We start from the raw sequence: 26963 nt of genomic DNA on the forward strand, positions 1-26963 counted from the left end.
TCGATGCGCAGACCTTAACGGCCAATGTGGTTTAATCGGCAGCGCCATTAAGAGCGAATTGGATTGGACCACTATGCGTACCGGCAAAGCCGCCATCGCCCTCGATCTACCGCTGCCACCGGCATTGGCCCAGGGTAAGCAGCAAGGCGCTTATGCCGCCTTGCGCGATGCGATACTCGACAAGCGCCTGCCGGCCGGCACCCGCTTGCCCTCGACGCGAACCCTGGCCGAGCGCTGGCAGTTGTCGCGCGGCACCCTGGAACTGGTGTTCGAGCGCTTGCGCGATGAAGGCTATGTCAGCCGGGTGGCCGGCTCCGGTACGCGGGTCTGCGCGGTCGTTCCTGACCTGTTCATCGCTGCCGGCAGCGGCCCGCCGCTGGCGCTGGCGCAGCAGCCGGTCAGCGAGCCGACAGCCTCGCGCCTTACCGGTGTGCAGGTGGGGGTGCCGTTTGTCGCGCGCCTGGCCGACCCGGCACTGTTCCCGGTCAAGGCCTGGTCCCAGGCCCTGGGCAAGGCCTTGGCCTGCGCGCCGACAGCCTTGCTCAGTTCGCCAGACCCGGCCGGCCTGCCGGCCCTGCGCGAACGGATTGCCAACTACCTGCGCAGCTATCGCGGCATACGCTGCAATGCCCAGGACCTGATCGTCACCAGCGGCATTCGCCAGTGCATCGACCTCGTGGCGCGCAGCGTGATCTGCCCAGGCGACAAGGCCTGCGTCGAAGACCCCGGCTACCGCACCGCCAGGTTGCTGTTCGAGCGGGCCGGGGCGCAGGTGGTCGCAGTGCCGGTGACGGCCGAGGGTATCGATGACCAGCTGCTCGAGCGCCACCTTGATGCCCGCCTGGCCTGCGTGACCCCCGCGCACCAGTCGCCGCTGGGCGTGACCCTGTCGGTGTCGCGACGGTTGATGTTGCTGGACTGGGCCAAGCGTGCCGACGCCTGGATCGTCGAAGACGACTACGACAGCGAGTTCAACTACAACAATGCGCCGCTGCCGGCGCTCAAGGCCCTGGATCACAGCGACCGGGTGATCTACTGCGGCAGCTTCAACAAGACCCTGTTCGCCGGCCTGCGCGTAGGGTTCATGCTGGTGCCGGCCAGCCTGCGCGAGCCGTTGCTGGCCACCCTGCAGGGCACCGGTGGCGCGGTTGGGGTCACCGAGCAACTGGGCCTGGCCGAGTACATGGCCAATGGCAGCTTCGTGCGCTACCTGAGGCAGGCGCGCCAGGCCTATCAGCAACGCCGTGATCTGTTGCTCGAGTGCCTGGCCGAGCAGGCGCCGAGCGGTTATGAGGTGAGCGGGCAGCAAGCCGGTTTGCACTTTGTCCTGTGGTTGCCAGAGGGGACGGATGAGCAGGACTTTTGCCAGCGCGCGGCCAATCAAGGCTTGCAGCTACAGCCGATCAGCAGCTTCTGCCAGCAGGTGCACCTGAGACCGGCGGTGATGATTGGCTTCACCGCCCTGACAGCGGCGCAGCTGCGTTTTGCCGGGCGCAAGCTCGCGGCGCTGCTGCGTGAGGTTTCCTAATCGGCGGGTAACCGGCATGCTAGGGCCACGCTCGAATTCCCAAGGCCACTCAAGGAACCTGCGATGACCTGGTCCGCCGCGCAGTACAGCACTTTCGAGAACGAACGCACGCGCCCGGTGCGCGACCTGGTGGCGGCGCTGCCCAACCAGGCGGTGGCCAGCGCCGTGGACCTGGGCTGCGGCCCGGGCAACTCCACGCAAGTGCTTGCCAGCCGCTACCCCGAGGCGCAGATCACCGGCCTGGACAGCTCTGCAGACATGATCGCCGCCGCCCGTCAGCGCTTGCCGCAGCTGGCGTTCGACGTGGGCGATATCGCCAGCTGGACCGCCGAGCAAGGCGTCGATGTGATCCTGGCCAACGCCTCGCTGCAGTGGTTGCCCGACCATGCCCAGCTGTACCCGCACCTGGTGCGCCAGCTGGTGGCCGGTGGCAGCCTGGCCATCCAGACCCCGGACAACCTCGATGAACCGGCCCACCGGCAGATTCGCGAGATCGCAAGGCGTGGCGCGTGGGCCAGCAAGGTCGCTGACCTGAAGCTGCCGCCACGGCACACCGCTGCCTACTACTACGATGTGCTCAGCCCCCATTGCCGGCGGGTCGATGTCTGGCGCACCACCTACTACCATCCGCTGGCGGGCGGTGCGCCGGCGGTGGTGGAGTGGTTCAAGGGCTCGGCGCTGCGGCCGTATCTGGCGGCGCTGGATGCGCAGGAGCAGGCAGACTTTCTACAGTACTACCTGCAGGCCATGGAGCAGGCTTATCCGCCGGCGGCGGATGGCACAGTGTTGTTACCGTTTCCGCGCTTGTTCATCGTCGCCACACGCTAGGCAATACGCTGCTGGCGCCGCGCCTGCCATTGGCGCAACACGCGCAGGTAGACCAGGCCGTTGACCAATACCACCACCGAGCCGAGCACCAGCTGGATGCCCGGCGTCAGCCCGGCCGGGTAGATGATCGGCCAGATGTAATGCTCGATGAAACCGCCTTCGTAACCGGCCAGGCCCGAGGCCTGGCGCAGGCGGTTTTCCCATTCGGTGAGCGGGCAGGTGAGGTGAAAGAACTCCACGGCGGTCCCCCAGCACACCGCCGGTAAGTGCCACCACATTGCACCGCGCCATTTGAGTACCAGCAAACCGCCAAACAGCACGAACAGGATGAACAACAGGTGAAACAGCACCAGACCATCGGCGCCCAGGCGGTACAGCATGACGATTCCTTCCTCGTGGATATGTTCCTCTAGCCACCATGATATAGGCATTCTCGGGCCGCTACGATTGCCATGATCCGCTTGGCCAAGGCATGCTTGGGCCTTTCTGCCCACGGAGCCTGCCATGCAAGCCTCGACCCTGCTGCTCTACGTTATCGCCGCCAGCGCGGTGATGATCACTCCCGGCCCGGCGATGCTCCTGGCCCTGAACAATGGTGCGTCCCACGGCATGCGCGTGGCCGGTTTCGGCATGGCCGGGGCGATGCTCTCCGACCTGCTGTTGATTGCGGCGGTGGGCTGCGGCCTGGGGGCGTTGCTGCAGGCGTCGGAGCAGCTGTTCAGCGTGGTCAAGTGGGTGGGCGCGGTGTACCTGCTGTACCTGGCCTGGGTGCTTTGGCGGGCGCCGAGCAGCGCCTTGCAACGTAGCGCGGTGAGCGCTGGCGCCACGGGACGTTCAGCCTTTTTGCGGGCCTTGTTGGTCGGCTTGTCCAACCCCAAGGGCTTGCTGTTCTTCTCGGCGTTCCTGCCGCAGTTCATTCGCCCCGAGCAACCGGTGGCCGAGCAGTACCTGGTGTTGGCGATCACCAGCGCGGCGATCGACGGGCTGATGATGGCCGTTTACGCCTATGGCGGGCGGCACGCCATGCGGCGCTTTTCGGCGCGCACCATGCAGTGGATCAACCGCAGCTGCGCCGGCATGCTGGCGGCGCTGGCGGTGGGCTTGAGCCTGTACCGGCGCAGTGATTTGCGCTGAGCGAAAGCCAACGAGGGAGGATCAATGATCCTCCCTCGTTGTTTTTACCTCGGCCTCAGGATGCTTCGTGATAGGGGTTGCGCGGGTCATGCTGCCAGTCGAGGAACGGCTTGCCGGTGTCCTGCGGGACCATCTCGATGCAGTCCTGCACCGGGCAGGTAATCTGGCACAGGTTGCAGCCCACGCATTCGGCGTCGATCACCTCGTAACGGTGGCTGCCGTCAGCCTGCTTGAGGTTAGCGATGGCCTGGTGCGAGGTGTCTTCGCAGGCGATGTGGCAGCGGCCGCAGTTGATGCACGCCTGCTGGTTGATCTTGGCCACTACCTGGTAGTTGATGTCCAAGTACTTCCAGTCGGTGGTGTGGCCCACGGCGCGCCCCTGGAACTCCTGGAGGCTGCGATAGCCCTGGCTGTCCATCCAGCGTGAGAGACCGTCCTTCATCTCGTCGACGATGCGAAAACCATGCAGCATCGCCGCCGTGCACACCTGCACCGCGCCGCAGCCGAGGGCGACGAATTCGGCGGCATCGCGCCAGCTGCCGATACCGCCAATGCCACAGATCGGCAGGCCATGAGTGGCCGGGTCGCGGGCAATTTCGGCGACCATGTTCAGGGCGATCGGCTTGACCGCCGAGCCGCAGTAGCCGCCGTGGGTGCTCATGTCGCCGACGATGGGATGGGCGACCATGCGTTCGAGGTCGACGCTGGTGATCGAGTTGATGGTGTTGATCAGCGACACCGCGTCGGCACCGCCGCGATGGGCGGCGCGGGCCGATTGGCGGATGTCGGTGATGTTCGGTGTCAGCTTGACGATCACCGGCAGCGAACCGTGTGTCTTGCACCAGCGGGTGACCTGTTCGACGTACTCCGGCACCTGGCCGACCGCCGCGCCCATGCCGCGTTCGGGCATGCCGTGGGGGCAGCCGAAGTTTAGCTCGATGCCGTCGGCGCCGGTGGCTTCGACCAGCGCCAGGATGGCTTTCCAGGAGGCTTCGACGCAGGGCACCATCAACGACACGATCAGCGCGCGGTCGGGCCAGTCCTTCTTCACCTGGGTGATTTCCCGCAGGTTGATTTCCAGCGAGCGGTCGGTGATCAGCTCGATGTTGTTGATGCCCATGACCTCGCGGTTGACCCCGTAGTGCGCCGAGTAGCGCGACGAGACGTTGACCGCGGCCGGGTCTTCGCCGAGGGTTTTCCAGACCACGCCACCCCAGCCGGCCTGGTAGGCGCGGACCACGTTGTAGGCCTTGTCGGTAGGCGGCGCGGAGGCCAGCCAGAACGGGTTGGGCGCCTTGATGCCGGCGAATTCGATCGACAGGTCAGCCATCTATGCAGCCTCCACATTGAGCATCAGGTGCGCATGCATGGCCTCGGCGGCCAGCTTGCCGTGCTGCACGGCCTGGACGGTGAGGTCCTGGCCGAGCTGGGTGCAGTCGCCACCGGCATACACGCCGGGCAGGCTGGTGCGCAGCTGTTGGTCGACACGAATACGCTCGCCGTCGCGAGCAAGCTGTTGCCCGCTGCTGTCACCCAGGGCGCTGTCATCGAAGGCTTGGCCGATGGCTTTGAAGATCGCATCGGCGGCCAGTTCGAAGGTTTCCCCGGTTGGCTGCAGGCGGCCATCGCTCATGTGCGTGCGGGCAAAACGCATGCCGCGCACCCGGCCCTGATCGTCGAGCAATACCTCCTCAGGCTGGGCCCAGGTCAGCAGGCGTACCTGGTTTTCCTTGGCGATGTGTTGCTCGTGCGCGGTCGCGCCCATGTCCTCGACGCCGCGGCGGTACACCAGGTTGACGTCGCGGGCACCGAGGCGGGCCATCTGCACGGCCATGTCGATGGCGGTGTTGCCGGCGCCGAGGACGATGCAGCGGTCGGCGACGGGCAGGGTGGTGAGGTCATCGGCCTGGCGCAGTTCACGGATGTACGCGGTAGCGGCGAGCATGCCCGGCGCAGCCTCGTTGGCCAGGCCCAGCTGGCGCACGGCATTCAGGCCAAGGCCGAGGAACACCGCGTCGAACTGCTGTTGCAGCTCGGCCAGGCTGAGGTTGTCGCCCAGTACCTGGCCGTGGCGGATCTCGATGCCGCCGATCTGCAGGACGAAATCCACCTCGCGCTGGGCGAAGTCGTCCACCAGCTTGTACTTGGCGATCCCGTATTCATTGAGGCCGCCGGCTTTTTCCCGGGCTTCGAAAATCACCACGTCGTGGCCGTGCCAGGCCAGCCGGTGGGCGCAGGACAGCCCCGCCGGGCCGGCGCCGACCACGGCAATGCGCTTGCCGGTGCTGGCGGCGCGCTGGAACGGGTGCTGGGCAAAGTCGGCATGGTCCACCGCATAGCGCTGTAGCAAGCCGATCAGCACCGGCGCGCATTCCTGGTGGTTGTTGCGCACGCAGGCCTGCTGGCAGAGGATCTCGGTGGGGCAGACCCGCGCGCAGCTGCCGCCGAGGATGTTGGCCGAGAGGATTTTCTGCGCCGCGCCCTGGACGTTCTCCTGGTGGATGTTACGGATGAACGAGGGGATGTCGATCTCGCTGGGGCAGGCATTGACGCACGGGGCGTCGTAGCAGTACAGGCAACGGGAGGCTTCGAGGGCGGCCTGGCGGGCGGTCAGGGGCGGTGCCAGGTCGCTGAAGTGCTCGGCGAGGGTGGCGTTGTTCTGGGGCGGTCGGGGGAGGTGGTTGAGGGAATCGATCACGGTGGGTTCCTCTTTTTTTATTTTTTGGGGAAGGCTTTGCCTTCCATCGCTGGCAAGCCAGCTCCCACAGGTCATGCATGCACCGGACCTTGTGGGCGCTGGCTTGCCAGCGATGCTCTTCAGCGCTTCACGGCAACCGGCCTTGAATGCTCAGCCCGCTTGCTGAGCAGATCGAACACCGCCGGGTACGCCGGCCGCTCGATGTAGCGCCCGGCACCACGCTCGGCGCGCAGGTCGCCGTTGGCCCAGACCAGCTTGCCCTGGCTGATGGTGTGGCTGGGGATGCCACGCACGGTCTTGCCTTCGAAGATGTTGAAGTCCACCTGTTGATGGTGCGTGGCGGCCGATATGGTCCGTGTGCCTTGTGGGTCCCACAGCACCAGGTCGGCATCGGCGCCGACGCGCAGGGCGCCCTTGCGCGGGAACAGGTTGAAGATCTTCGCGGTGTTGGTCGAGGTCAGGGCGACGAAGTCCTGCATCGACAACTTGCCGCTGTTGACCCCTTCGTCCCAGAGCACTGCCATGCGGTCCTCGATGCCGGCGGTACCGTTGGGGATGCGGCTGAAGTCGTCGCGCCCGGCGGCTTTCTGTTCGGCGCAGAAGCAGCAGTGGTCGGTGGCGGTGGTGTGCAGGTTGCCCGATTGCAGGCCGTGCCACAGTGCTTCTTGATGGCCGTCCTGGCGCGGGCGAAACGGCGGGCTCATGACGTAGCCGGCGGCGGTTTGCCAGTCGGGGTGGCGGTAGACGCTGTCGTCCAGCAGCAGGTGGCCGGCCAGTACTTCGCCGTAGACCTGCAGGCCCTTGTTGCGAGCGTAGGTGATCTCATCCAGGGCTTCACGGGTCGAGACGTGCACCAGGTACAGCGGCGTGCCCAGGGTCTCGGCGATGCGAATGGCGCGGCTGGCGGCTTCACCTTCAACCTGCGAGGGACGCGACAGCGGGTGCGCTTCCGGGCCCGTTATGCCCTGGGCCAGCAGCTTATGCTGCAGGTGATAGACCAGCTCGCCGTTCTCGGCATGCACGGTGGGCACCGCGCCCAGTTCCAGGCAGCGCTCGAAGCTGGCGACCAGGGTGTCGTCGGCGGCCATGATCGCATTCTTGTAGGCCATGAAGTGCTTGAAGCTGTTGATTCCGTGCAGGCTTACCAGCTCGCCCATCTCTTCGCGCACCTGCTCGCTCCACCAGGTGATGGCGACGTGAAAGCCATAGTCGCTGGCCGACTTCTCGGCCCAGCCACGCCACTGGTGGAAGGCGTCGAGCAAGGACTGCTGCGGGTTGGGAATCACGAAGTCGATGATCGAGGTGGTGCCGCCGGCCAGGCCCGCGGCGGTGCCGCTGTAGAAGTCCTCGCTGGCCACGGTGCCCATGAAGGGCAGCTGCATGTGGGTGTGCGGGTCGATGCCGCCGGGCATCAGGTACTGGCCGCTGCCGTCGAGCACTTCACAGCCGGCCGGGACCTCAAGGTCACTGCCGATGGCCTTGATCACGCCGTCGGCACACAACACATCGGCACGGTAGCTTTCTTCATGGGTAATCAGGGTGGCGCCACGAATCATAAGCGTCATCAGATGCTCCTCGCAGGCTTGACCGGTTGTTACCGGTTCTAGGTTTTGTACTTTTTTCAGCGTAGGCGAAAACCTGTCATCGCTGTCAGGAAATGAATCTAGTCTGCGATTTCGGATAGGGCAAATAATTAGTTTATAGACCTACAGATAGGTTAAATGGCTGATCTACAAGGGTTATATGGACTATTTCGGGCTCAAGAAAAACGACCAGTGGTCCTGTCGTTCTTGACAGGTTGTGGAAATGGTCAAGATTTCTCATGGGCAGCCGTGATTGCCCACATGCCAGTGCAATGCAACCAACTCCCAAAAACACAACAACAGTGGAGCGGCCATGCAGCAGACCAGATCGCAGGTGAGCGAACGCGACGGCTTGTATGAACTCGACGCCGGCAGCGACGTCCTCGACAGCCCCCGGTACAACCACGACATCGCCCCGACCAAGGTGCACGAGCGCACCTGGAACAAATGGCACATCACCGCGCTGTGGGTCGGCATGTCGATCTGCGTGCCCACCTATACCCTCGGCGGCGTGCTCACCGCTTATTTTGGCCTGACGGTGGGCGAGGCGCTGCTGGCGATCCTGCTGGCCAACACCGTGGTGCTGATTCCGCTGACCTTGAATGCGTTTCCCGGTACCAAGTACGGCATCCCCTTTCCGGTGCTGCTGCGCGCGTCCTTCGGCATCCTCGGCTCCAACGTGCCGTGCCTGATCCGCGCCCTGGTGGCCTGCGGCTGGTTCGGCATTCAGACCCTGTTCGGCGGCCTGGCCATTCACCTGTTTCTCGGTTCGCTGTCGGCGGACTGGAAGGCGCTGGGCGGCACCGGCGAGGTGATCGGCTTCATGCTGTTCTGGTGCCTGAACCTGTGGGTGGTGCTGCGCGGCGCCGAGTCGATCAAATGGCTGGAAACCCTGTCGGCGCCGTTGCTGGTGCTGGTGGGCGCCGGGCTGCTGGTGTGGGCCTTGCCCAATGTGTCGATCAGCGAGCTGATGGCCCAGCCGCCCAAGCGGCCCGAGGGCGCCAGCGTGTATGGCTACTTTTTTGCCGGGCTGACCGCCATGGTCGGTTTCTGGGCCACGCTGTCGTTGAACATTCCTGACTTCAGCCGCTATGCCAAAAGCCAGAAAGACCAGATCCTCGGGCAGATCTTCGGCCTGCCGCTGACCATGTTCCTGTTCGCCGCCCTCGGCGTGGTGCTGACCGCAGCTTCTGCCTCGCTGGTCGGCGAAACCGTGTCCGACCCGGTCAGCCTGATCGGGCATATCCAGAGCCCGCTGTGGGTCGCACTGGCCATGGCCCTGATCATCATCGCCACACTGTCGACCAACACGGCGGCGAACATCGTCTCGCCGACCAACGACTTCCAGAACCTGGCGCCCAAATGGATCGGGCGTACCACTGCGGTGCTGCTCACCGGTCTGGTGGGGCTGTTGCTGATGGGCCATGAACTGTTGAAAAAGCTTGGCTGGATCGTCAGCGATGTGAGCCTGGAAAGCCTCTATTCCAACTGGTTGCTGGGCTATTCCAGCCTGCTCGGGCCGATTGCCGGGATCATGGTGGTGGACTACTTCATCATCCGCAAACAGACCCTGGACCTCGCCGGCCTGTACCGCGACGACGTCTATCCGGCCTGGAACGCCGCCGGCTTCATCGCCTTCGGCGTACCGGTGGTGCTGACCCTGTTGTCGCTGCACAGCACCGCTTTCAGCTGGTTCTACGACTTTGGCTGGTTCACCGGCTCCGCATTGGGCGGGCTGATCTACTACGCCCTCGGCAGCCTCAGTGCGGCCCGCGCGACCAACCTCAAACCCACCGTGTAACCCCTATGGCCCGCAGAGGCCAGGCACGTGATGCAGGAGAAGCACATGCAAACCGCTCAGGATGTTCTGCAATCGACCCAACGGCATATCAACGGCGAACGTTTGTGGCAGTCGCTGATGGACCTGGCCCGGCTTGGCGCCACGGTCAAGGGCGGGGTTTGCCGCCTGGCCCTGACCGACCTCGATCGCCAGGCCCGTGACCTGTTCGTCAAATGGACCGAGGAGGCTGGTTGTACCGTCACCATTGACGGCGTCGGCAACATCTTCGCCCGCCGCCCGGGACGCAACCCGCAACTGCCGCCCGTGATGACCGGTAGTCATATCGACACTCAGCCTACAGGTGGCAAGTTCGACGGCTGCTTTGGCGTGCTGGCCGGGCTTGAAGTGCTGCGCACTCTCAATGACCTCAAGGTTGAAACCGAAGCGCCGCTGGAGGTGGTGGTGTGGACCAACGAGGAGGGCTCGCGCTTTGCTCCGTGCATGATGGGTTCGGGGGTGTTTGCCGAGAAATTCACCCTGGCCGAAACCCTGGCCAAGACCGATGCCGAAGGCATCAGCGTTGGCGAGGCGCTCAACGCCATTGGCTATGCCGGGCCACGGCCGGTCAGCGGCCATCCGGTGGGCGCTTACTTCGAGGCGCATATCGAGCAGGGGCCGATCCTGGAAGACCAGCACAAGACCATCGGTGTGGTGCTGGGGGCCCTCGGGCAAAAGTGGTTCGACCTGACCCTGCGCGGCGTCGAGGCCCACGCCGGGCCTACGCCGATGCACCTGCGCAAGGATGCCCTGGTCGGCGCCAGCGCAGTGGTGGCGGCGGTCAATCGCGTGGCCCTGGAGCACCAGCCTCACGCTTGCGGCACGGTCGGTTGCCTGCAGGCCTATCCGGGCTCGCGCAACGTGATCCCTGGCGAGGTGCGCATGACCCTGGATTTCCGTCACCTGGAGCCGGAGCGGCTGGACTCGATGATTGCCCAGGTCAAGGCGGTGATCAGCAGCACCTGCCAGCAGCATGGGTTGACGCATACCCTGACACCGACTGCGGATTTCCCGGCGCTGTACTTTGACCAGGGTTGCGTGGAGGCGGTGCGTAGCGCGGCCAAGGGCCTGGGGCTGTCGCACATGGATATTGTCAGTGGCGCCGGGCATGATGCGATCTTTGTCGCTGAACTGGGCCCGGCGGGGATGATCTTCGTGCCCTGTGAAGGCGGGATCAGCCACAACGAGATCGAGAATGCCGCGCCTGAAGACCTGGCCGATGGTTGCGCGGTGTTGTTGCGCTCGATGCTGGCGGCGGCGCAGGCAGTGGCGCGGGGCAGGGAGGCGGCTTGAGCTGAAGGCCCCATCGCTGGCAAGCCAGCTCCCACAGGGTAAGCAGGAGCCACTGTGGGAGCTGGCTTGCCAGCGATGGCCGCGCCGCGGTTCAGAGCCAGCCATCCGCTGCATGCAAGGCCGACAAGGGCTGAAGGGTTTTTTTGTCGATGGCTTGCAGAGCGTATAAACTGCACCCACTTTGGCCGGTCGCTACCTGAACCGGCACCTGAATCAAGAGAGTCGAGATGGGCGCACAGTGGAAAGCCAAGCATAGAGAAGAAGCAGCCAACGCCAAAGGCAAGATCATGGGCAAGCTGTCCAAGGAGATCCAGATCGCCGCCAAGTCCGGCGCCGACCCGGACATGAACCCGCGCCTGCGCCTGGCCATCGAGCAAGCCAAAAAGGCCTCGATGACCCGTGAGACCCTGGAGCGCGCGATCCGCAAGGGTGCCGGCCTGGATGGCGATGCGGTGCAGTACACCGCTGTGACCTATGAAGGCTTTGCCCCGCATCAGGTGCCGCTGATCGTCGAGTGCCTGACCGACAACGTCAACCGCACCGTGGCGCAGATCCGCGTGCTGTTCCGCAAGGGCCAGTTGGGCGCCTCTGGCTCGGTGGCCTGGGACTTCAACCATGTCGGCCTGATCGAGGCCACGCCGAACAGCCCTGAGGCTGACCCGGAAATGGCCGCCATCGAAGCCGGTGCCCAGGATTTTGCCGAAGGCGAAGAAGAGGGCGCGACCCTGTTCATCACCGACACCACCGACCTCGATGCCGTGCAGAAAGCCCTGCCGGGTCAGGGTTTCACTGTGGTTTCGGCGAAAATCGGCTACACCCCGAAAAACCCGGTCAGCAGTTTGAACGACGAACAGATGGCCGAGGTTGAAGCCTTCCTGCAGGCGATTGACGATAACGATGACGTGCAGAACGTTTATGTAGGTCTGGCGGGTTGATGTAAGCCTTCAGGGCCCTATCGCCGGCAAGGCCGGCTCCCACAAGTACGGTGCATGCTGTACCTGTGGGAGCCGGCCTTGCCGGCGATTCAGACGCCGCGCAGCTGCTGACAAACCCCGTCAAAACTGGGGCGCAGCATCACCTCAGGCCGTACACAATCCCGCTGCACCGCCCTCAATCCCTCGCAATCCCCCTCGCAACACGCCAGCAACTCCCCTAACAACACCCCAAACGCCAATACCTCGATCCGCTGCAACGCGGCGGCCGCCACACTGCTATCAAGCGGATGAAACGACGCCGCGCCGAAATCCCCTAGCAAGCAATCGCCTTCCTCATCGCACAGCACATTGTGCGCATACAGATCGCCATGGGTAATCCCGTGCCCATGCAGGTGCGCGCCCACGCCAGCAATGGCGCCGGCCAAACGCCGCACGCAAGCCAGGCTCAAGCGCCGTGGCGGGTATGTATCCCGTGTGCAGGAATCCAGGCTTGGCGGCCCGGCGAGGTTGAACCAGCTCGGCTCGATCAGCTGCATCACCAGCGCCGGTAGGTGCTGCGGGTGGTTGTCGATGCGTCCGGCCAGGCGTACCAGTTGCGGGTGGTCGCCAGCAGCGATGCAGGCGCTCATCTCGTTGAGCGGCAAGCCGTCGCTGGTCATCTCGCCCTTGTACACCTTGACCGCCACCGGCGCTTCTTGGTGTTGCCAGCGGGCTTGATGGATGACACCGGAAGCGCCCTGGCCCACGACCTGTTCAAGGGTGATCTGCTGCCAGTCAATGATGTTGCAATGGCCAGGGTCTTGCGGCGTGCAGTAACCCGCCGCCATGGGGTTACCGGCATAGGCCAGCCAGGCCAGGCGCGGCATCTGCAGCAGCCATTCGGGCAGGGCTGGCAACTGGTTGGCGGACAGGCGCAGCAGCTCCAGCTTGGTGCAGCGCGCCAGGCTGGCTGGCAGGGCTCGCAGGCGGTTACCGGCCAGCATCAGTTTTTGCAGGTCCGGGCAATCGCCCAATGCCTCGGGCAAGCGTTCGATACGGTTATCGGTAAGCACCAGCGCCCGCAAACGCGGGGGCAGAGCGGCGCCGCTGACCTGCTCGATCTGGTTGCTCTTGAACCCGACCATCTCCAGCGTCTGGCACTGGCCGATGCTTTCGGGCAGGTGGCGAAAGCGGTTTTGCGAGCAGAACAGCACCTTGAGCTTGCCCAGGCGGCCCAGATCCTCGGGCAAATCGCTGAGGCGATTGCCGGTCAGGTTGAGCACTTGCAGGCTGTCGGCCAGGTCGAAAATTTCCCGCGGGAACTGTTCCAGCCCGCAGGCCAGGTCGAGGCGGGCAATGCCCGCCAGACGGCCGGCTTTGAGGTCTTCAAGGGTATGCATGGGGGCGTGGCAGGCTCAAAAATAAACGGCGCTCATCATACCGGCAAGATGCGACTTAAGTCCCATGGCAGACTGGCCGCTGCGGTCCATACTCGAAGTTCGCCCTTTATTAATAACAACAAGTTCAGGGTTTTCATTCGATGACTTATCAGCACAGTTACGCCCGCTCCATCGCCGACCCAGCCAACTTCTGGGCCGAACAGGCTGACCACCTGGCCTGGTACCGCAAGCCCCTGCACACCCTTGTTGAAAATGCCGATGGTACCCACCAGTGGTTCGCCGACGGCCGGCTCAACAGCTGCTACCTGGCCCTCGACCATCAGATCGAGCAAGGCCGGGGCGAGCAGACCGCGTTGATCTACGACTCGCCGGTAACCGGCAGCCAGCAACAGTTCAGCTACGGCCAGTTGCGCGACGAGGTGGCGCAACTGGCCGGGCTGTTGCGCAGCCTTGGGGTCGAGAAGGGCGACGGGGTGATCATCTACATGCCCATGGTGCCGCAGGCGGCCATGGCCATGCTCGCCTGCGCGCGTATCGGCGCGGTGCATTCGGTGGTATTCGGCGGCTTTGCCGCCAACGAGTTGGCCCTGCGCATCGACGATGCCCGCCCCAAGCTGCTGCTGACCGCCTCGTGCGGGCTGGAGTTCGACCGGGTCATCGCGTACAAGCCGCTGGTTGACCGCGCCTTGCAACTGGCCAAGCACCAGCCACGTCAGGTGCTGGTGCTGCAACGCCCGCAAGCCCGGGCAGCGCTGGTCGAAGGCCGCGACCTGGACTGGCTCGCTGCCGTGGCCGGCGCCAGCCCGGTGGCGCCGGTGGCGCTGGACGCCGCCGACCCGCTGTACATCATGTACACCTCCGGCACTACCGGCAAACCCAAAGGTATCGTCCGTGAAAACGGCGGTAACGCCGTGGCCTTGAGTTTTGCCATGCGCCACATCTACGGCATGCAGGCCGGCGATGTGTGGTGGGGTATTTCTGATGTCGGCTGGGTAGTCGGCCATTCGCTGATCGTCTACGGGCCGTTGATGAACGGCTGCACCACGGTGTTCTACGAAGGCAAGCCGATCCGCACGCCGGACGCCGGGGCCTATTGGCGGGTGGTCGAGCAGTACCGGGTCAACGGCCTGTTCTGCGCGCCCACCGCCATGCGCGCGATCCGCAAGGAAGACCCCGACGGCGAACTGCTGCGCCGCTATGACCTGAGCTCCCTGCGGCAGTTGTTCCTGGCCGGTGAGAAGCTCGATTCCAGTACCCATCAATGGCTGGAGGCAACCAGCGGCAAGACCGTGCACGACCACTGGTGGCAGACCGAAACCGGCTGGCCGGTGACCGCGCCTTGCGTAGGTCTTGAAGGCAGTGCGGCGCGGCCGGGTTCGAGCAACCGTGCGGTGCCGGGTTATCACGTGCGGGTGCTCGACGAGGATGGCCACCTGCTTGGCGCCAACCAGCAAGGCTCGATCGTCATTGCCTTGCCGTTGCCGCCCGGTTGCAGCCAGACCTTGTGGGGCGATCACCAGCGTTACCTGGATGCCTACCTGAAGACCTACCCCGGCTATTACCACACCGGCGACGGCGGTTACCTGGATGAAGACGGTTTCGTCTACATCATGGGGCGCACCGACGACGTCATCAACGTCTCCGGCCATCGCCTGTCCACCGGCGAGATGGAGGACCTGGTCGCCCGCCACCCGGCCGTGGCCGAGTGTGCGGTGATCGGCGTGCACGACGAGATCAAGGGCCAGGTGCCGCTGGCGCTGGTGGTGCTCAAGGACGGCCAGGACATCCCGCAGGCGCAGATGCAGAGTGAACTGGTGGCCAGCGTGCGCGAGCAGATTGGCGCCCTGGCGTGCTTCAACCAGGTACGGGTGGTCAAGCGCCTGCCCAAGACCCGCTCGGGCAAGATCTTGCGCGCGGTGCTGCGCAAGATCGCCGATCAGCAGCCATATACACCGCCCTCGACCCTGGATGATCCGGCGGTGCTGGTGGAGATCGAGGCGGTGTTGGCGAGCCTGGCGCGGGCGGGGTAAGCAGGTACTACCCCGGTGGCCTCATCGCTGGCAAGCCAGCTTCCACAGGTCTTGCACCAACCTTGAGAACACTGCCAATCCTGTGGGAGCCGGCATTGCCGGCGATCGAGCGCGAAGCGCTCGTAGTTCAGGTCTCAGCAGCCAGCCTGGCGCAATTGCCCCAGGCGGCTGCGGGTGCGGGCCAGGTCGCTGGCGCTGCCGCCGAGGCTGTCGGCCAGCGGCCGGCTACCGATCAGCACCAGGTGCTTGTCCTGGTCGTACAGCACATCCACCAGGTTGATGAAGCGCTGCTGGGCGGCGACCGAACAGTCTTCAAGGTTTGGCAAACGGTCGATGATCCAGTGATCAAAATGCCGTGCCAGTTCCAGGTAGTCGATCACCGCCGTGGGCTGCTCGCACAGTTCGACAAAGTCAAAGCCCACCGTGCGCTGCTCGCTCAGGTGTGCGCGCAGCGTGCGCTTGCCTACCTCCAGCAAAACCGGCGCGTCACCCGGCTCAGGCAACTGCAAGGCCTGGCGCTGTTCGCGGCTGCCCGGCCACAAGTAATGACCCTGGGTAAAACGCTGCTGGCCAGCAGCGCTGGGCAGGCGACGAAAGTCCTGCTCGCCGCCGACTTCAAGCACGTGCATACGGCGGTTGATCAGGCCGATCACCGGCTCGAAACGCTGGTGATAGAGCGGGTTGGGCAGCAGGCCTTGCGGTGCGTGGTTGGAGGTCACCAGCAAAAACATCCGCCGCGCGAACAAGGCCTGAAACAGCCGGGTGATGAGCATGGCATCGCCAATGTCGTGCACATGGAACTCGTCGAAACACAGCACCTGGCAGTCTTCGAGCAGTTCATCCAGGGTGCAGGCCAGGGCATCGTCCTGATGGCGATGGTCAAACATGCCCTGATGCAGGCGGGCGAAGAAGTCATGAAAGTGCAGGCGGCGCTTGTGGGCCTGGGGCAGGGCCTGGAAGAAACCGTCGAGCAGCCAGCTCTTGCCGCGCCCGACCGCGCCATACAGGTACAAGCTGCGCGCCTGGCCAGTTTCAAGTTGTGCCGCCTGGGCGGCCATATGTTCGATGACGCGCAGTTGGCCGGCGCTCAGGGTGTAGCCGCGGGCTGTGGCCTGGGTGCGAAAATGCTGACGAACGGTCTCCGCCAGGGCGCTGTGATCAGCCGCGGGCGTGCTCAAGCGGCGCAAGGCGCGCAAGGGCGAACGTATCCAGGAAGGGGGCAGGGCAGGCAAACCGGGCTCCTCGGGGCGATGGGACTCAAGGGCCAGCTTGAGCGAGGGCGGCCAATTTAACCAATATGATTGAAGGCGGCCAGTGATCTCGACAGGGGATAGGTGGCGATGTTTATCGCGGGGCTAGCTCGCGCCTACAGAGAAATCTTGTACGCGACTTATACATTTCCTTGCGAACTGGCAGGTTTTTCCTTCACTGCTACCCTCAAGGTCAGATAAACCCTGCATTGAAGGATGACACGGTGAAGGGACGCTCTTTGACAACGCTGCTCGCGTTGCTCTCAGCCAGCACGGCAGGCGCCGCCGATTTCATGGTTGAAGTCAAAGTGCAGGTGCAACGCGGCTGTGTACTCATTCACCAGCCCCGTGATGCCGGCGCCCAGGCCCTGGGCGTGCTCGACTTCGGCCGCACCGCGCGGCTGGACGACCCGGCCGGCCCGCTCAGCAGCCAGCTGGTTGCCGTGCGTGCACCACGCCTGGAATGCAACCCCGACACCGCCTATCAGGTACAGGTCGATGGCGGTCAGCACGGTGGCGTCGGCGAGGTGCGTTACCTGGCCAGCAACCAGCCGACAGCCCGACCTATCCCCTACCGTTTGTATCAGGACCCGGCCTGGCGCATGCCGCTGCCGGTCAATGTCGTCCAGCACGCCCGGGTGCCCGACTCGGGCTCGGTGGCGCTGCCGTTGTATGCGCGTATCGACCGCTTGGCCTACGTACCGGTGGTGGGGCGTTATTCGGATCTGCTCAAAGTCACCGTCACCTGGTAGCCGGGGCGGCGCTTGCTAAAGGAACTGGCAGGATGAAACGGGTATTGCTGTTGAGTGTTGGCCCACTGCTGTTGCTCAGCCACGATGCCTTTGCGGCCATGAGCGGGCATATCCAGGCCCAGCTGGTGATCAGCAGCGCCTGCCAGATCAGCGCCGGCCCTGGCTCCCTGGAAACCCCGGGTGGCGGTGTGCTGGACTTTGGCCGCCAGGGCCCGAGCTGGACCAGCCCGTTGCACTCCGGCATCGAAAACAGCACCGGTGACGGCAACCTGCACGTGCGCTGTAACCCGCAGGTGCGGGCTTTCACCGTGAGCATCAACGGCGGTACCAACGGCGATGGTGCCACGCGAAGGCTGAGCAACGGCCGCGAGCTGATTCCCTATGAGCTGGCCGCCGACCCTTCAGGCCGGGCCCGTTACGCCATTGGCCAGACCCGCAATTTTTCGGTCAGCAGCGCCGCACAGATTCCGATTCCGATCTATGGTGCAGTAGTCGCCCATCCCAAGGCGCTGCCGGCCGGCATTTACCGTGACACCCTGATGGTGACCCTGGATTGGTAGCACGCAAGGAGTGACTCATGCACTTGAACCTCTCACGCTTGATTTTCGCCGGCATCGGCCTGGCGCTTGCTGCCCAGGCCCAGGCAGCCACAGTAACCGGCAATATCACCGCCACCCTGACGCTGATCGCCAGTTGCCAGGTCAACGGTGGCGGCGGTGCCAGCGGCCTGAACTTCGGTACGCTGAACTTCGGCACCCAGGAAGCGCTGTTCACGGATGCCCCCGGGCAAGTGCTCGGCGGTGGCGGTGGCGCCATGAGCATCCTCTGCTCCAGCGGTACGGTACCGGTGATCAAGGTGCGCGCCGGTGCTCATGACAGCCAGTCAGCCGGCGGTAGCCGGGCGCTTTACGACGGCGTCGGCAACTACGTGCCCTATGACTTCTACACCGATTCAGGGCATAGCCAACTGCTGGCTATCGACGACACCATCACGCTGCCGACCAGTACCGGTGCGGCGCAGACGGTCAACCTTTATGGCTTGGCCAAAGGCAAGGCGGGCCTGCCGGCCGGGGTGTACACCGACACGGTGGCGGTCGAGTTGAGTTTTTGAGCCGTGCACCGCGTCTTGCCGGCGCTGCTGGCCCTGGTCGCCGGCAGCGTGCCGTTGCCATTGGCGGCGGTCACCACCAGCACCTTTCAGGTCAGTGCCACGGTGGCCTCCGGTTGCCTGGTGGTGGGCGGGGTGAGCAACTACGGCAACCTGGATTTCGGCAGTTATTCGGCGCTGTCGACCAGCAGCGTGAGCACCGCCCTGGGCGGAACGACGGTGACCCTGCAATGCACGCCGGGGGTAAGCCTGAGCATGAGCGTCGATGCCGGATTAAACAGCGCCAGTGGCACGCGCAACCTCAAACGCAGCAGCGGCACTTCGCTGGTGGCCTATCAACTGTTTCGCGATGCCGGCTTCAGCCAGAGCCTGGGCATCAACCAGAGCGTGGCGGTGAGCTACAGCGACCCTGCGGCAATCAGCTTGCCGGTTTACGCCCGGGCCCAGTTGACCGGCACTCTGCCGGCCGGCAGCTATACCGATGTGGTGCAGGTGGTGCTGACCTTTTGAGCCGCGCCGCTGAATGACTTGGACAATAAGGAGTGTGTGCATGGGAGTAGGCGCTGGCAGTTCGCGCTTGAGCTACAAGCTCTTGGCTTGCGCGGTTGCCCTGTTGGGCAGTGCACCGTTGCAGGCGGCCACTTCGGTACTGATCTGGCCGATCGATCCCGTGCTGGAGGCCAATCAGAAAGCCGGGGCGCTGTGGCTGGAAAACCGCGGCGACGCACCGGCCAACCTGCAGGTCCGGGTGTTCGCCTGGCGCCAGGGCGAGTTCGACGATCAGTACCAGGCCCAACGCGAGATCATCGGCAGCCCGCCGGTGGCCAATATCGCCCCCGGGCAAAAGCAGTTGATCCGCCTGACCCGCACCGGCAACTCGCCGGTCGGCCAGGAGCAGGCCTACCGCATCATCATCGATGAAATTCCCCCGGCCTTGCCGGCGGTGGCCAGCGCCGACAAGGCCCAGGCGGCGATCCGCTTTCAGATGCGTTACTCGGTACCGCTGTTTGTCTATGGCGAGGGACTGTGGGGCAAACCGGACGCCAGCGGCCAGCGCGGCGACAGCGGGGTGGGCAAGCCGGCGCTGAGCTGGCGCCAGGTGTCGGTGCAGGGCAAGCCCTATGTGGAAATCCGCAACAGCGGGCCGGTGCACGCTCGCCTGACCGATGTGGTGCTGCAGCAGGGCGGCCAGAGCCGGCCGCTGGTCGAGGGCCTGCTCGGCTATGTACTGCCCGGCGCGGTCATGCGCTGGCCGGCGCCGCAGACGATGAGCGCCGCCTCGGTGCTCAAGGGCCGGGTCAATGGCCAGGAGCCGGCGCAAACCCTGAGTCAGGGCCAATGAACCACTGCTAGCAGCAAGGGGCCAGGGAGGACCCGGTAATGGTCGGATACGGTGTGTGAGGCTCTTTTCGGCGCTGCAGGCCTGTGGCCTGACCGTGCTGGGTTGTGGCTCGCTGCTGGCCGGCGAACTGCCGCCGCCCCCGGCCAGCCTCGAAGCGGTTGCCGATGCGCCGTTGTTCCTGGAACTGCTGGTCAACCAGATGAGCAGCCCTGAGCTGGTAGCGGTGCAGCAGCGCGCCGGGCGCCTGTACATGGCCACGGCCGATTTGCACGCGGCCGGTATCGAACTGCCTGGCGAGTACGGCGCCGAAGTGGCCCTGGACAGCATCCCCGGGCTGCATACCGACTACGACAGCCAGGGCCAGCGCCTGCTCCTGCAGGTGCCGGCCAACTGGCTGCCGACCCAGCGCATCGGCAGCCGCCAGTTGTACCCGGCCAGCGAAGCGCGCAGCAGCTTCGGTGCATTGCTCAACTATGACCTGTACCTCAACGACACCGACGACGGTGGTCGCTATCTCGCGGCCTGGAACGAGCTGCGCCTGTTCGACAGCTGGGGCACGCTGTCGACCACCGGCCAGTGGCGCCAGTCCCTGGGTGGCAACGATTACGCCGCCAGCCAGGAAGGTTTTCGCCGCTACGACAGCACTTGGCGCTATACCGACGAAGCGCGCCTGCTGACCCTGGAGGTCGGCGACGTGATCAGTGGCGCCTTGCCCTGGACCGGCTCGGTGCGCCTGGGCGGCCTGCAACTGTCGCGTGATTTTGCCGTGCGCCCGGACCTGGTCACCTACCCGTTGCCGGCCTTTGCCGGTGAAGCGGCGGTGCCGTCCTCGGTGGACCTGTTCATCAACGGCTACAAGAGCTCCAGCGCCGAGCTGCAACCGGGCCCTTACACCCTGACCAATGTGCCGTTCATCAATGGTGCCGGTGAGGCCGTGGTGGTGACCACCGATGCCCTGGGCCGCCAGGTCTCGACCACCTTGCCGTTCTATGTCACCAGCAGCCTGTTGCAGCAGGGCCTGGCGGATTTCTCGGTCGCTGCCGGTAGCCTGCGCCGGGATTACGCGATTCGCGACTTTGCCTACGGCCCGGGGGTTGCCGCCGCCAGCCTGCGCTATGGCCTGAGCGACAGCTTCACCCTCGAAAGCCACGCCGAGGCGGCCGAGGCCCTGGCCCTCGGCGGGCTGGGCGGCAACTGGCAGGTGGGCAACTGGGGCGTGGTCAACACGGCCCTGAGCCAAAGCCGTTTCGACAGCCGCAGCGGCGAGCAGCTGAGCTTCGGCTACCAGTACAACAGCCAGCGCCTGGGCTTTAACTACCAGCGCCTGCAACGGCGGGGCGACTACGCCGACCTGTCGCTGGTCGACAGCCCCTACACGCGCCTGAGCCAGCGCAGCGAGCAGGTGACCTTGAGCCTTAACCTGGAACGTTACGGTAGCCTCGGTGCCGGCTATTTTGATGTACGTGCCGGCGACAACTCGCGGACCCGCTTGCTCAACCTCAGCTGGAGCAAGCCACTGTGGGGCAATAGCAGCCTGTACCTGTCGGCCAACCGTGAAATCGGTGACAGCCAGTGGGCGCTGCAGGCGCAACTGGTGGTCCCGTTCGACCTGCGTGGCACCCTGAGCTTCAGCGTCGAGCGCAACCAGGACGGCGAGCGCCAGCAACGGGTCAACTACAGCCGCGCGGTGCCCAGCGAAGGCGGGGTCGGTTTCAACCTCGGTTACGCCGATGGCGACCGCGAAGCCTATCGCCAGGCCGACGTCACCTGGCGCCTGCAGTCCGTGCAACTGCAGGCCGGCGCCTATGGCAGCAGCGCCAGCATGACCCGCTGGGCCGATGCCAGCGGGTCGCTGGTGTGGATGGACGCCGGGGTATTCGCCGCCAACCGCATCGACGATGCCTTCGTGGTGGTCAGCACCGAAGGCTTTGCCGAGGTGCCGGTGCGTTACGAGAACCAGCTGGTCGGTCGCACCGACCGCAACGGCCACCTGCTGGTGCCCTGGAGCAGCGCCTACTACCGGGCCAAGTACGAGATCGACCCCATGGAGCTGCCGGCCAATGTCCAGACCCCTGAGGTCGAGCAGCGCGTGGCCGTGCGTCGTGGCAGCGGCTACCTGCTGGAGTTCCCCCTGCAACGGGTGGTGGCGGCGAGCATCGTCCTGGTCGATGGCCACCACCAGGAACTGCCCTTGGGCAGCCAGGTGCGCCACGAGCAGAGCGGGGCGCTGGCGGTGGTCGGTTGGGACGGGCTGGTGTATCTGGAGGGGCTGGCTGCGGACAACAGCCTGCAGGTGCAGATCGCCAATGGCGGCAGTTGCCGGGTGCAGTTCACGCTGGCGCCCGAGCAGGACCAGGTGCCGCTGATCGGCCCGCTGGTGTGCCAATGAAGCGCCTGCTCGTGCTGCTGGCGTTGTTGCTCAGCCAGCAGGCGCAGGCGCTGTGCTCGGTGGTCGATACCGCGCCGGCAAGCTTTGGCAGCGTCAGCTCGACCCTGGTGCGCACCACCGTACAGTCGGCTTCGACCCTCAATGCCGGGCTGCAATGCACAGGTTCCCTGGCGAGCCTGCTGGCCAGCGACGATCATTTCTATGCCACCTTCACCCCGCCCGCAGGCAGTACCGGCTTGCTCGGGCCCACCGGCGATGTGATCACCTATACCCTGTACGCCAACAACACCAGCAACTTCCCGATCGCCCGCAGCCTGCCCTACGATTTTGCCCGCAACGGCATCATCGACGCCCTCGGCCTGCTCAACGGCACCACACCCAAGGCGGTGCCGATCTACCTCAAGAGCCTGACCGGCAGCAACGTCGCCGCCGGTCTCTATCAAGAAACCTTCTCGGTGTACTGGGACATCAGTTACTGCTGGGGCCTGGGCGTGGGCAATATCTGTCTGGGCCGGCAGAACCTCACCGGCACCACCAACCTGACCGTGAGCCTGACCGTGACCAATGACTGCCAGATCACCAGCCCCAATATCAGCTTCGGCAGTGCGCCGGTGGTCGGCGGCTTCAGCACGGTCAACAGCAACGTCAACGTCTCCTGCACCAAGGGCAGCAATTACAGCGTGGGCCTGGACGACGGCCAGAACGTTTCCGCCGGGCGGCGGCGAATGAAATCGGCGGCCAACAATTACCTCGCCTATGACATCTTCAAGAGCGCCGGCAGCGTGCGCTGGGGCAGCGTTACCACTGCCCGTCGGGCCAGCACCGATGCCGACATCAATCCCGGCGCGGGCACCGGCACCGGCAGCCAGGTGTTCAACTACAACGCCAAGGTCTACACCGACCAGAGTACACCCCCAGCCGGTACCTACCTGGACAACGTGATACTCGACGTGCAGTTTTGAGCCCGCACCCCTTCAGTCAGCCACCAGTAACCCAGGGCCAGGGCGTTGAGCAGGGCGCCGTAGGCACACACCCACAGCCAGCCGCCCCAGGCGTAGACCAGGGTCGAGGTCAGCGCGCCGAAGGCACTGCCCACTGAATAGAACAGCATGTAGGCGGCAGTCAGGCGGCTGTGGGTGGCTTCGGGCAAGCGGTAGATCAGGCTCTGGCTGGCGACGTGCACGGCCTGCAGGCCCAGGTCGAACAGCACCACGCCGAGCAGCAGCGCCCACAATGAGTAGCCGGTCAGGGCGATGGCCGCCCAGGACCCCAGCATCAACAGCAACGAGCCACCACTGACCCATTGGCCCAGGCCGCGATCCACCAGCGCTCCGGCCCGTGCCGCGGCCAGTGCGCCGGCCGCTCCAGCCAGGCCGAACAGGCCGACTTCACGGGTCGATAACGACAGTGGCGGGGCGCTCAAGGGCAGCACCAGTGGCGTCCACAACACCATCGCCGAGGCGAAGCTGAGCAGGGCCAGCAGCGAGCGTCGGCGCAGCAGCGGCTCATCGCGCAACAGCAGCGCCAATGAGCGGATCAGTTCGCTGTAACGGGTGGGCGCCTGCGCCGGTTCCTGGCGCGGCAGCACGCGCCAGAGCAACGCGGCGATCACCAGCGTCAGTGCCGCCGACAGCCAGTAGATCGAGCGCCAGCCGGCCAGGTCGGCCATGGCCCCGGACAAGGTGCGGGCGAGGAGGATGCCGATCACGATACCGCTGGTGATCACCCCCACCACCTGGCCGCGTTCGCTGGCCGCCGACAGCGTGGCGGCATAGGCCACCAGCACTTGCGTGACCACTGCCAGCAAGCCGCTCAAGCCCATGCCGAGCAGCAGCCAGGGGGTACTCGGTGCCCAGGCAATCAGCAGCAAGGCCAGGGCCGACAGCAGTGACTGGCCGACAATCAGCCGCCGCCGGTTGAGACGATCGCCCAGCGGCACCAGCAGCAACAGGCCCAGGCCATAGCCGACCTGGGTCAGGGTCACCACCAGGCCGACCAGGCCCGGGTCGATGGCAAATTCCCGGGCCATGGCTTCCAGCAAGGGTTGCGCGTAATAGACATTGCCCACCGCCAAAGCGCAGGCCACGGAAAACAGCAAGACGACGGCGGACGACAATCGATGTGCGGGCTGCATGGGGTTCAATCCTTCTGGTTGCATAATGAAACCAGTTGTACGCTAGATAAACTGGTTTTATATTGCAACCACTTTCATTGGCGAGATTTCCCATGGTCCAACGCACCCGCCTGCAAGACGCCGAATGCCCGGTGGCCCGTTCCCTCGACGCCATTGGTGACTGGTGGTCGCTGCTGATCGTGCGTGATGCCTTCGATGGCTTGAAGCGCTTCAGTGAATTCCAGCGCAACCTCGGCCTGGCCAAGAACATCCTCAGCACCCGCCTGCGCCAGTTGGTCGAGCACCAGATCTTCGAACTGGTGCCGGTGTCCGAGGGCAGCGCCTATCAGGAATACGTGCTCACCGAAAAAGGCCTGGGCCTGTTCCCGTTGATCGTCGGCTTGCGCCAGTGGGGCGAGGCGTTCTACTTCGCCGAGGGCGAGGCCCATTCGCAGCTGGTCGACCGTCAACACGGCCAACCGGTCAAGGCCCTGGAGCTGCGCGCCGCCGACGGCCGCCTGCTCGGCCCGCACGACTGCGTGCGCCTGCCGGCCCAGGGCTAAGCCTGGCAGCCAGCTACAACCGTCACGGCAGCCACGGGCAAGACGGCCATTGCCTCAACGCGCAGAGTAGGACCACTGTCATCCTTCTGCTCGAGGTCTTTTGCCATGTCGCTCAACGACACGCTCAGTGCGCACCTGAATCGCGGCACGGTCGGCTTTCCCACCGCCCTTGCCAGTACCATCGGCCTGATCATGGCAAGCCCGGTGATCCTCACTGCGACCATGGGCTTCGGTATTGGCGGCAGTGCCTTCGCCGTGGCCATGCTGATTGCCGTGGTGATGATGCTGGCGCAGGCGACCACCTTTGCCGAGGCGGCGTCGATCCTGCCGACCACCGGCGCGGTCTACGACTACATCAACTGCGGCATGGGGCGCTTTTTCGCGATTACCGGCACGCTGTCGGCCTACCTGATTGTCCACGTCTTTGCCGGCACCGCCGAGACCATGCTGGCCGGGGTCATGGCCCTGGTGAACTTCGAGCACCTCAACACCCTGGCCGAGTCGGCCGGTGGCTCGTGGCTGTTGGGGGTGGGTTTCGTGATCATCTTCGCCATCCTCAATGCCTTCGGCGTCAGCGCGTTCGGCAAGGCCGAGATCATCCTCACCTTCGGCATGTGGACCACGCTGATGGTCTTTGGCGTGCTCGGCCTGGTTGCCGCGCCGGCCGTGGAGCTGGAGGGCTGGTTCGGGGTGTCGCTGGTGGGCACGGACCTGGTGACCATCCTCTCGCTGGTGGGCATGGCGATGTTCATGTTCGTCGGCTGCGAGTTCGTCACGCCGCTGGCCCCGGACCTGCGCCAGTCGGCGCGCAGCATGCCGCGAGCCATGGCCCTGGGCCTGCTCGGGGTGGCGGCGTGCATGTTCATCTACGGCGCGGCGATGAAGCGCCAGGTCGAGAACCTGGTGCTCGATGCCGCCAGCGGCGTGCACCTGCTGGATACGCCCATGGCCATCCCGCGGTTTGCCGAACAGGTGATGGGCGATATCGGCCCGCTGTGGCTGGGTATCGGCTTTCTGTTCGCCGGTGCTGCGACCATCAACACGCTGATGGCCGGGGTACCGCGGATTCTCTACGGCATGGCCGTCGACGGCGCCTTGCCCAAAGTCTTCACCTACCTGCACCCGCGCTTTAAAACGCCGCTGCTGTGCATCCTCGTCGCCGCCTTGATTCCATGCCTGCATGCCCTGTGGCTGGGTGGCAACACCGACCGCATCATGCACCTGGTGCTGGCGGCGGTGTGTGCCTGGAGTACCGCGTATTTGCTGGTGACCCTGTCGGTGGTGATCCTGCGCATCCGCCGCCCGGACCTGCCACGGGCCTACCGCTCGCCGCTGTTCCCGCTGCCGCAGATCCTGTCGAGCGTGGGGATTGTCCTGGGCATGTGGTTCATCACCCCGCCAGGCATGGACCCGGCCGACATCTACGTGCCCTTCGGCCTGATGCTGGCCGGTACGGCGGTGTACGCGCTGTTCTGGACCCTGGTGGTGCAGAAGGTCAATCCGTTCAAGCCGGCCTCGGTGGAAGAGGTGCTGGCGCGCGAATTCGCTCATCAACCGGGGACTGCTCATGGCTATTGCCCTGCGCCAACTGTGGCAAAAGCTGTCTGAACGGGCGCCGGCCGGCTATCGGCCGGGGCTGACCCTTGAGCGGGTGCGGCGCAACCTGGGCCTGGAGCGCTTCGAGGTCGTCGCCCCCGGCCTGGGCTGCTTCGACTGGGCCGGGCAGGCGGTGCAGGTACGCGAGCGCTGTGAAGCGCAATTGCTCATGCACCTGGTGCTGACCGAGTTCAGCCTGACCCTGCCTGCCACAGGGCAGGGCAACGCCCGCCTGGAACTGCACCACAGCGGGTCACTGCGGCGCACCGGGCTGCAGGTTCGCCTGCGCAAGGGCGAGCTGGCATTGCAGGCTGAACTGCAACGCCGCCTGCAGGCAGATAGCGCATTGCTGCAAGCGTTGATGCCGCTGGACTTCAAGCGCCTGTTGCTGCAACGGTGCGACGGTCAGTGGACCCTGAGCCTCGAACACATCGGCGCCAGCGAGGTGGTCAACCGCCTGCCGGCCTTTCGTCGCTACATTCGCCTGAGCCCCGAGCAACGCCAGCACCTGCTGGCCGCGCTGCAAGGCTTGCCGGCGCTAGTGGCCGGGCTCTGACCCGGCCACCTGGCATCAAACCTGCTTTCACCCTGGCTGCTTGACGCAA

At 65.0% G+C, this 26963-nt stretch carries 24 protein-coding genes; 17 read left to right on the forward strand and 7 right to left on the reverse strand.

Annotated elements, in window-relative coordinates:
- The first annotated feature begins 73 nt into the window (after positions 1 to 73).
- Both NLX68_RS11890 and tam read left to right on the forward strand, forming a co-directional pair.
- Positions 74 to 1528, forward strand: coding sequence for a PLP-dependent aminotransferase family protein (locus NLX68_RS11890; protein ID WP_254284148.1), 1455 nt, complete (start codon positions 74 to 76; stop codon positions 1526 to 1528).
- A 63-nt stretch (positions 1529 to 1591) separates the two neighbouring features.
- On the forward strand, positions 1592 to 2356 hold the full coding sequence (gene tam, locus NLX68_RS11895; RefSeq protein ID WP_254284149.1) for a trans-aconitate 2-methyltransferase: 765 nt from the start codon (positions 1592 to 1594) through the stop codon (positions 2354 to 2356).
- On the opposite strand, the gene NLX68_RS11900 is transcribed toward tam, so the two are convergent.
- Entirely contained in the window at positions 2353 to 2736 is a 384-nt protein-coding gene (locus NLX68_RS11900; protein ID WP_010221808.1) for a DUF2784 domain-containing protein, read from the reverse strand. The genes tam and NLX68_RS11900 overlap by 4 nt on opposite strands.
- Before the next feature lie 124 nt (positions 2737 to 2860).
- On the opposite strand from NLX68_RS11900, the gene NLX68_RS11905 reads away from it, so the two are divergent.
- Positions 2861 to 3490, forward strand: a complete 630-nt coding sequence (locus tag NLX68_RS11905; protein ID WP_010221809.1) for a LysE family translocator — start codon at positions 2861 to 2863, stop codon at positions 3488 to 3490.
- 55 nt (positions 3491 to 3545) lie between these two features.
- Here NLX68_RS11905 and preA read toward each other — a convergent pair whose 3' ends face one another.
- The 3 genes from preA to hydA form a co-directional block, all read right to left on the reverse strand.
- Entirely contained in the window at positions 3546 to 4820 is a 1275-nt protein-coding gene (gene preA / locus NLX68_RS11910) for an NAD-dependent dihydropyrimidine dehydrogenase subunit PreA (protein ID WP_254284150.1), read from the reverse strand.
- Positions 4821 to 6188 carry an NAD(P)-dependent oxidoreductase gene (locus NLX68_RS11915; protein WP_254284151.1) on the reverse strand — a complete coding sequence of 456 codons (1368 nt, stop codon included), beginning with the start codon at positions 6186 to 6188 and terminating at the stop codon, positions 4821 to 4823.
- A gap of 119 nt (positions 6189 to 6307) precedes the next feature.
- The gene (gene hydA / locus NLX68_RS11920; protein WP_254284152.1) at positions 6308 to 7753 is read right to left on the reverse strand and encodes a dihydropyrimidinase; all 1446 of its coding nucleotides are present in this window, start codon (positions 7751 to 7753) and stop codon (positions 6308 to 6310) included.
- Between the two features lie 331 nt (positions 7754 to 8084).
- On the opposite strand from hydA, the gene NLX68_RS11925 reads away from it, so the two are divergent.
- From NLX68_RS11925 to NLX68_RS11935, 3 genes are all read left to right on the forward strand, one after another.
- A complete protein-coding gene (locus NLX68_RS11925) occupies positions 8085 to 9572 on the forward strand; it encodes an NCS1 family nucleobase:cation symporter-1 (protein ID WP_254284153.1) in 1488 nt (495 codons plus the stop codon).
- Between the two features lie 45 nt (positions 9573 to 9617).
- Positions 9618 to 10901 (forward strand): Zn-dependent hydrolase, encoded by a 1284-nt coding sequence (locus NLX68_RS11930; protein ID WP_254284154.1) that lies wholly within the window; start codon positions 9618 to 9620, stop codon positions 10899 to 10901.
- 227 nt (positions 10902 to 11128) lie between these two features.
- Complete coding sequence (locus NLX68_RS11935) at positions 11129 to 11836, forward strand: YebC/PmpR family DNA-binding transcriptional regulator (protein WP_254284155.1); 708 nt, start codon at positions 11129 to 11131, stop codon at positions 11834 to 11836.
- A gap of 89 nt (positions 11837 to 11925) precedes the next feature.
- Here the strand turns inward: NLX68_RS11935 and NLX68_RS11940 are convergent, their stop codons facing one another.
- Positions 11926 to 13215: a leucine-rich repeat-containing protein kinase family protein gene (locus NLX68_RS11940; protein ID WP_254284156.1), complete on the reverse strand. Its 1290-nt coding sequence runs from the start codon at positions 13213 to 13215 to the stop codon at positions 11926 to 11928.
- Positions 13216 to 13355: 140 nt separating this feature from the next.
- Here NLX68_RS11940 and NLX68_RS11945 point away from each other — a divergent pair, with 140 nt between their 5' ends.
- On the forward strand, positions 13356 to 15245 hold the full coding sequence (locus NLX68_RS11945) for a propionyl-CoA synthetase (RefSeq protein ID WP_254284157.1): 1890 nt from the start codon (positions 13356 to 13358) through the stop codon (positions 15243 to 15245).
- Between the two features lie 134 nt (positions 15246 to 15379).
- Here NLX68_RS11945 and zapE read toward each other — a convergent pair whose 3' ends face one another.
- A complete protein-coding gene (gene zapE, locus NLX68_RS11950) occupies positions 15380 to 16477 on the reverse strand; it encodes a cell division protein ZapE (RefSeq protein ID WP_254284158.1) in 1098 nt (365 codons plus the stop codon).
- Positions 16478 to 16788: 311 nt separating this feature from the next.
- Between zapE and NLX68_RS11955 the strand changes: the two genes are divergently transcribed.
- From NLX68_RS11955 to NLX68_RS11985, 7 genes are all read left to right on the forward strand, one after another.
- On the forward strand, positions 16789 to 17247 hold the full coding sequence (locus NLX68_RS11955) for a spore coat U domain-containing protein (RefSeq protein ID WP_010221821.1): 459 nt from the start codon (positions 16789 to 16791) through the stop codon (positions 17245 to 17247).
- A gap of 32 nt (positions 17248 to 17279) precedes the next feature.
- The gene (locus tag NLX68_RS11960; protein ID WP_254284159.1) at positions 17280 to 17807 is read left to right on the forward strand and encodes a spore coat U domain-containing protein; all 528 of its coding nucleotides are present in this window, start codon (positions 17280 to 17282) and stop codon (positions 17805 to 17807) included.
- A 17-nt stretch (positions 17808 to 17824) separates the two neighbouring features.
- Positions 17825 to 18358, forward strand: coding sequence for a spore coat U domain-containing protein (locus NLX68_RS11965; RefSeq protein ID WP_010221823.1), 534 nt, complete (start codon positions 17825 to 17827; stop codon positions 18356 to 18358).
- Between the two features lie 3 nt (positions 18359 to 18361).
- Positions 18362 to 18865: a spore coat U domain-containing protein gene (locus tag NLX68_RS11970; RefSeq protein ID WP_254284160.1), complete on the forward strand. Its 504-nt coding sequence runs from the start codon at positions 18362 to 18364 to the stop codon at positions 18863 to 18865.
- 40 nt (positions 18866 to 18905) lie between these two features.
- The gene (locus NLX68_RS11975; protein WP_254284161.1) at positions 18906 to 19697 is read left to right on the forward strand and encodes a molecular chaperone; all 792 of its coding nucleotides are present in this window, start codon (positions 18906 to 18908) and stop codon (positions 19695 to 19697) included.
- A 73-nt stretch (positions 19698 to 19770) separates the two neighbouring features.
- Positions 19771 to 22086 (forward strand): fimbria/pilus outer membrane usher protein, encoded by a 2316-nt coding sequence (locus tag NLX68_RS11980; RefSeq protein WP_254284406.1) that lies wholly within the window; start codon positions 19771 to 19773, stop codon positions 22084 to 22086.
- On the forward strand, positions 22083 to 23048 hold the full coding sequence (locus tag NLX68_RS11985; RefSeq protein ID WP_254284162.1) for a spore coat U domain-containing protein: 966 nt from the start codon (positions 22083 to 22085) through the stop codon (positions 23046 to 23048). Before NLX68_RS11980 ends, NLX68_RS11985 begins: the two co-directional genes overlap by 4 nt.
- Here the strand turns inward: NLX68_RS11985 and NLX68_RS11990 are convergent.
- Positions 23012 to 24220, reverse strand: a complete 1209-nt coding sequence (locus NLX68_RS11990; protein ID WP_254284163.1) for an MFS transporter — start codon at positions 24218 to 24220, stop codon at positions 23012 to 23014. The genes NLX68_RS11985 and NLX68_RS11990 overlap by 37 nt on opposite strands.
- Positions 24221 to 24312: 92 nt before the next feature.
- On the opposite strand from NLX68_RS11990, the gene NLX68_RS11995 reads away from it, so the two are divergent.
- From NLX68_RS11995 to NLX68_RS12005, 3 genes are all read left to right on the forward strand, one after another.
- Positions 24313 to 24762: a helix-turn-helix domain-containing protein gene (locus NLX68_RS11995; RefSeq protein ID WP_254284164.1), complete on the forward strand. Its 450-nt coding sequence runs from the start codon at positions 24313 to 24315 to the stop codon at positions 24760 to 24762.
- A 105-nt stretch (positions 24763 to 24867) separates the two neighbouring features.
- On the forward strand, positions 24868 to 26370 hold the full coding sequence (locus NLX68_RS12000) for an APC family permease (RefSeq protein ID WP_254284165.1): 1503 nt from the start codon (positions 24868 to 24870) through the stop codon (positions 26368 to 26370).
- The gene (locus NLX68_RS12005; RefSeq protein ID WP_254284166.1) at positions 26330 to 26914 is read left to right on the forward strand and encodes a DUF3156 family protein; all 585 of its coding nucleotides are present in this window, start codon (positions 26330 to 26332) and stop codon (positions 26912 to 26914) included. Before NLX68_RS12000 ends, NLX68_RS12005 begins: the two co-directional genes overlap by 41 nt.
- The last annotated feature ends 49 nt before the right edge of the window (positions 26915 to 26963 follow it).

Origin of the sequence: Pseudomonas sp. SBB6 (assembly GCF_024213215.1) — a bacterium.
Taxonomy (GTDB): domain Bacteria; phylum Pseudomonadota; class Gammaproteobacteria; order Pseudomonadales; family Pseudomonadaceae; genus Aquipseudomonas; species Aquipseudomonas donghuensis.

What these genes read in the sequence shown, in the direction of transcription:
- NLX68_RS11890 (WP_254284148.1), top strand. Translation starts at nt 74, where the DNA reads ATGCGTACCGGCAAAGCCGCCATCGCCCTCGATCTACCGCTGCCACCG.
- tam (WP_254284149.1), top strand. Translation starts at nt 1,592, where the DNA reads ATGACCTGGTCCGCCGCGCAGTACAGCACTTTCGAGAACGAACGCACG.
- NLX68_RS11900 (WP_010221808.1), bottom strand. Translation starts at nt 2,736, where the DNA reads ATGCTGTACCGCCTGGGCGCCGATGGTCTGGTGCTGTTTCACCTGTTG.
- NLX68_RS11905 (WP_010221809.1), top strand. Translation starts at nt 2,861, where the DNA reads ATGCAAGCCTCGACCCTGCTGCTCTACGTTATCGCCGCCAGCGCGGTG.
- preA (WP_254284150.1), bottom strand. Translation starts at nt 4,820, where the DNA reads ATGGCTGACCTGTCGATCGAATTCGCCGGCATCAAGGCGCCCAACCCG.
- hydA (WP_254284152.1), bottom strand. Translation starts at nt 7,753, where the DNA reads ATGACGCTTATGATTCGTGGCGCCACCCTGATTACCCATGAAGAAAGC.
- NLX68_RS11925 (WP_254284153.1), top strand. Translation starts at nt 8,085, where the DNA reads ATGCAGCAGACCAGATCGCAGGTGAGCGAACGCGACGGCTTGTATGAA.
- NLX68_RS11930 (WP_254284154.1), top strand. Translation starts at nt 9,618, where the DNA reads ATGCAAACCGCTCAGGATGTTCTGCAATCGACCCAACGGCATATCAAC.
- NLX68_RS11935 (WP_254284155.1), top strand. Translation starts at nt 11,129, where the DNA reads ATGGGCGCACAGTGGAAAGCCAAGCATAGAGAAGAAGCAGCCAACGCC.
- NLX68_RS11940 (WP_254284156.1), bottom strand. Translation starts at nt 13,215, where the DNA reads ATGCATACCCTTGAAGACCTCAAAGCCGGCCGTCTGGCGGGCATTGCC.
- NLX68_RS11945 (WP_254284157.1), top strand. Translation starts at nt 13,356, where the DNA reads ATGACTTATCAGCACAGTTACGCCCGCTCCATCGCCGACCCAGCCAAC.
- NLX68_RS11955 (WP_010221821.1), top strand. Translation starts at nt 16,789, where the DNA reads ATGGTTGAAGTCAAAGTGCAGGTGCAACGCGGCTGTGTACTCATTCAC.
- NLX68_RS11960 (WP_254284159.1), top strand. Translation starts at nt 17,280, where the DNA reads ATGAAACGGGTATTGCTGTTGAGTGTTGGCCCACTGCTGTTGCTCAGC.
- NLX68_RS11965 (WP_010221823.1), top strand. Translation starts at nt 17,825, where the DNA reads ATGCACTTGAACCTCTCACGCTTGATTTTCGCCGGCATCGGCCTGGCG.
- NLX68_RS11975 (WP_254284161.1), top strand. Translation starts at nt 18,906, where the DNA reads ATGGGAGTAGGCGCTGGCAGTTCGCGCTTGAGCTACAAGCTCTTGGCT.
- NLX68_RS11985 (WP_254284162.1), top strand. Translation starts at nt 22,083, where the DNA reads ATGAAGCGCCTGCTCGTGCTGCTGGCGTTGTTGCTCAGCCAGCAGGCG.
- NLX68_RS11990 (WP_254284163.1), bottom strand. Translation starts at nt 24,220, where the DNA reads ATGCAGCCCGCACATCGATTGTCGTCCGCCGTCGTCTTGCTGTTTTCC.
- NLX68_RS11995 (WP_254284164.1), top strand. Translation starts at nt 24,313, where the DNA reads ATGGTCCAACGCACCCGCCTGCAAGACGCCGAATGCCCGGTGGCCCGT.
- NLX68_RS12000 (WP_254284165.1), top strand. Translation starts at nt 24,868, where the DNA reads ATGTCGCTCAACGACACGCTCAGTGCGCACCTGAATCGCGGCACGGTC.
- NLX68_RS12005 (WP_254284166.1), top strand. Translation starts at nt 26,330, where the DNA reads ATGGCTATTGCCCTGCGCCAACTGTGGCAAAAGCTGTCTGAACGGGCG.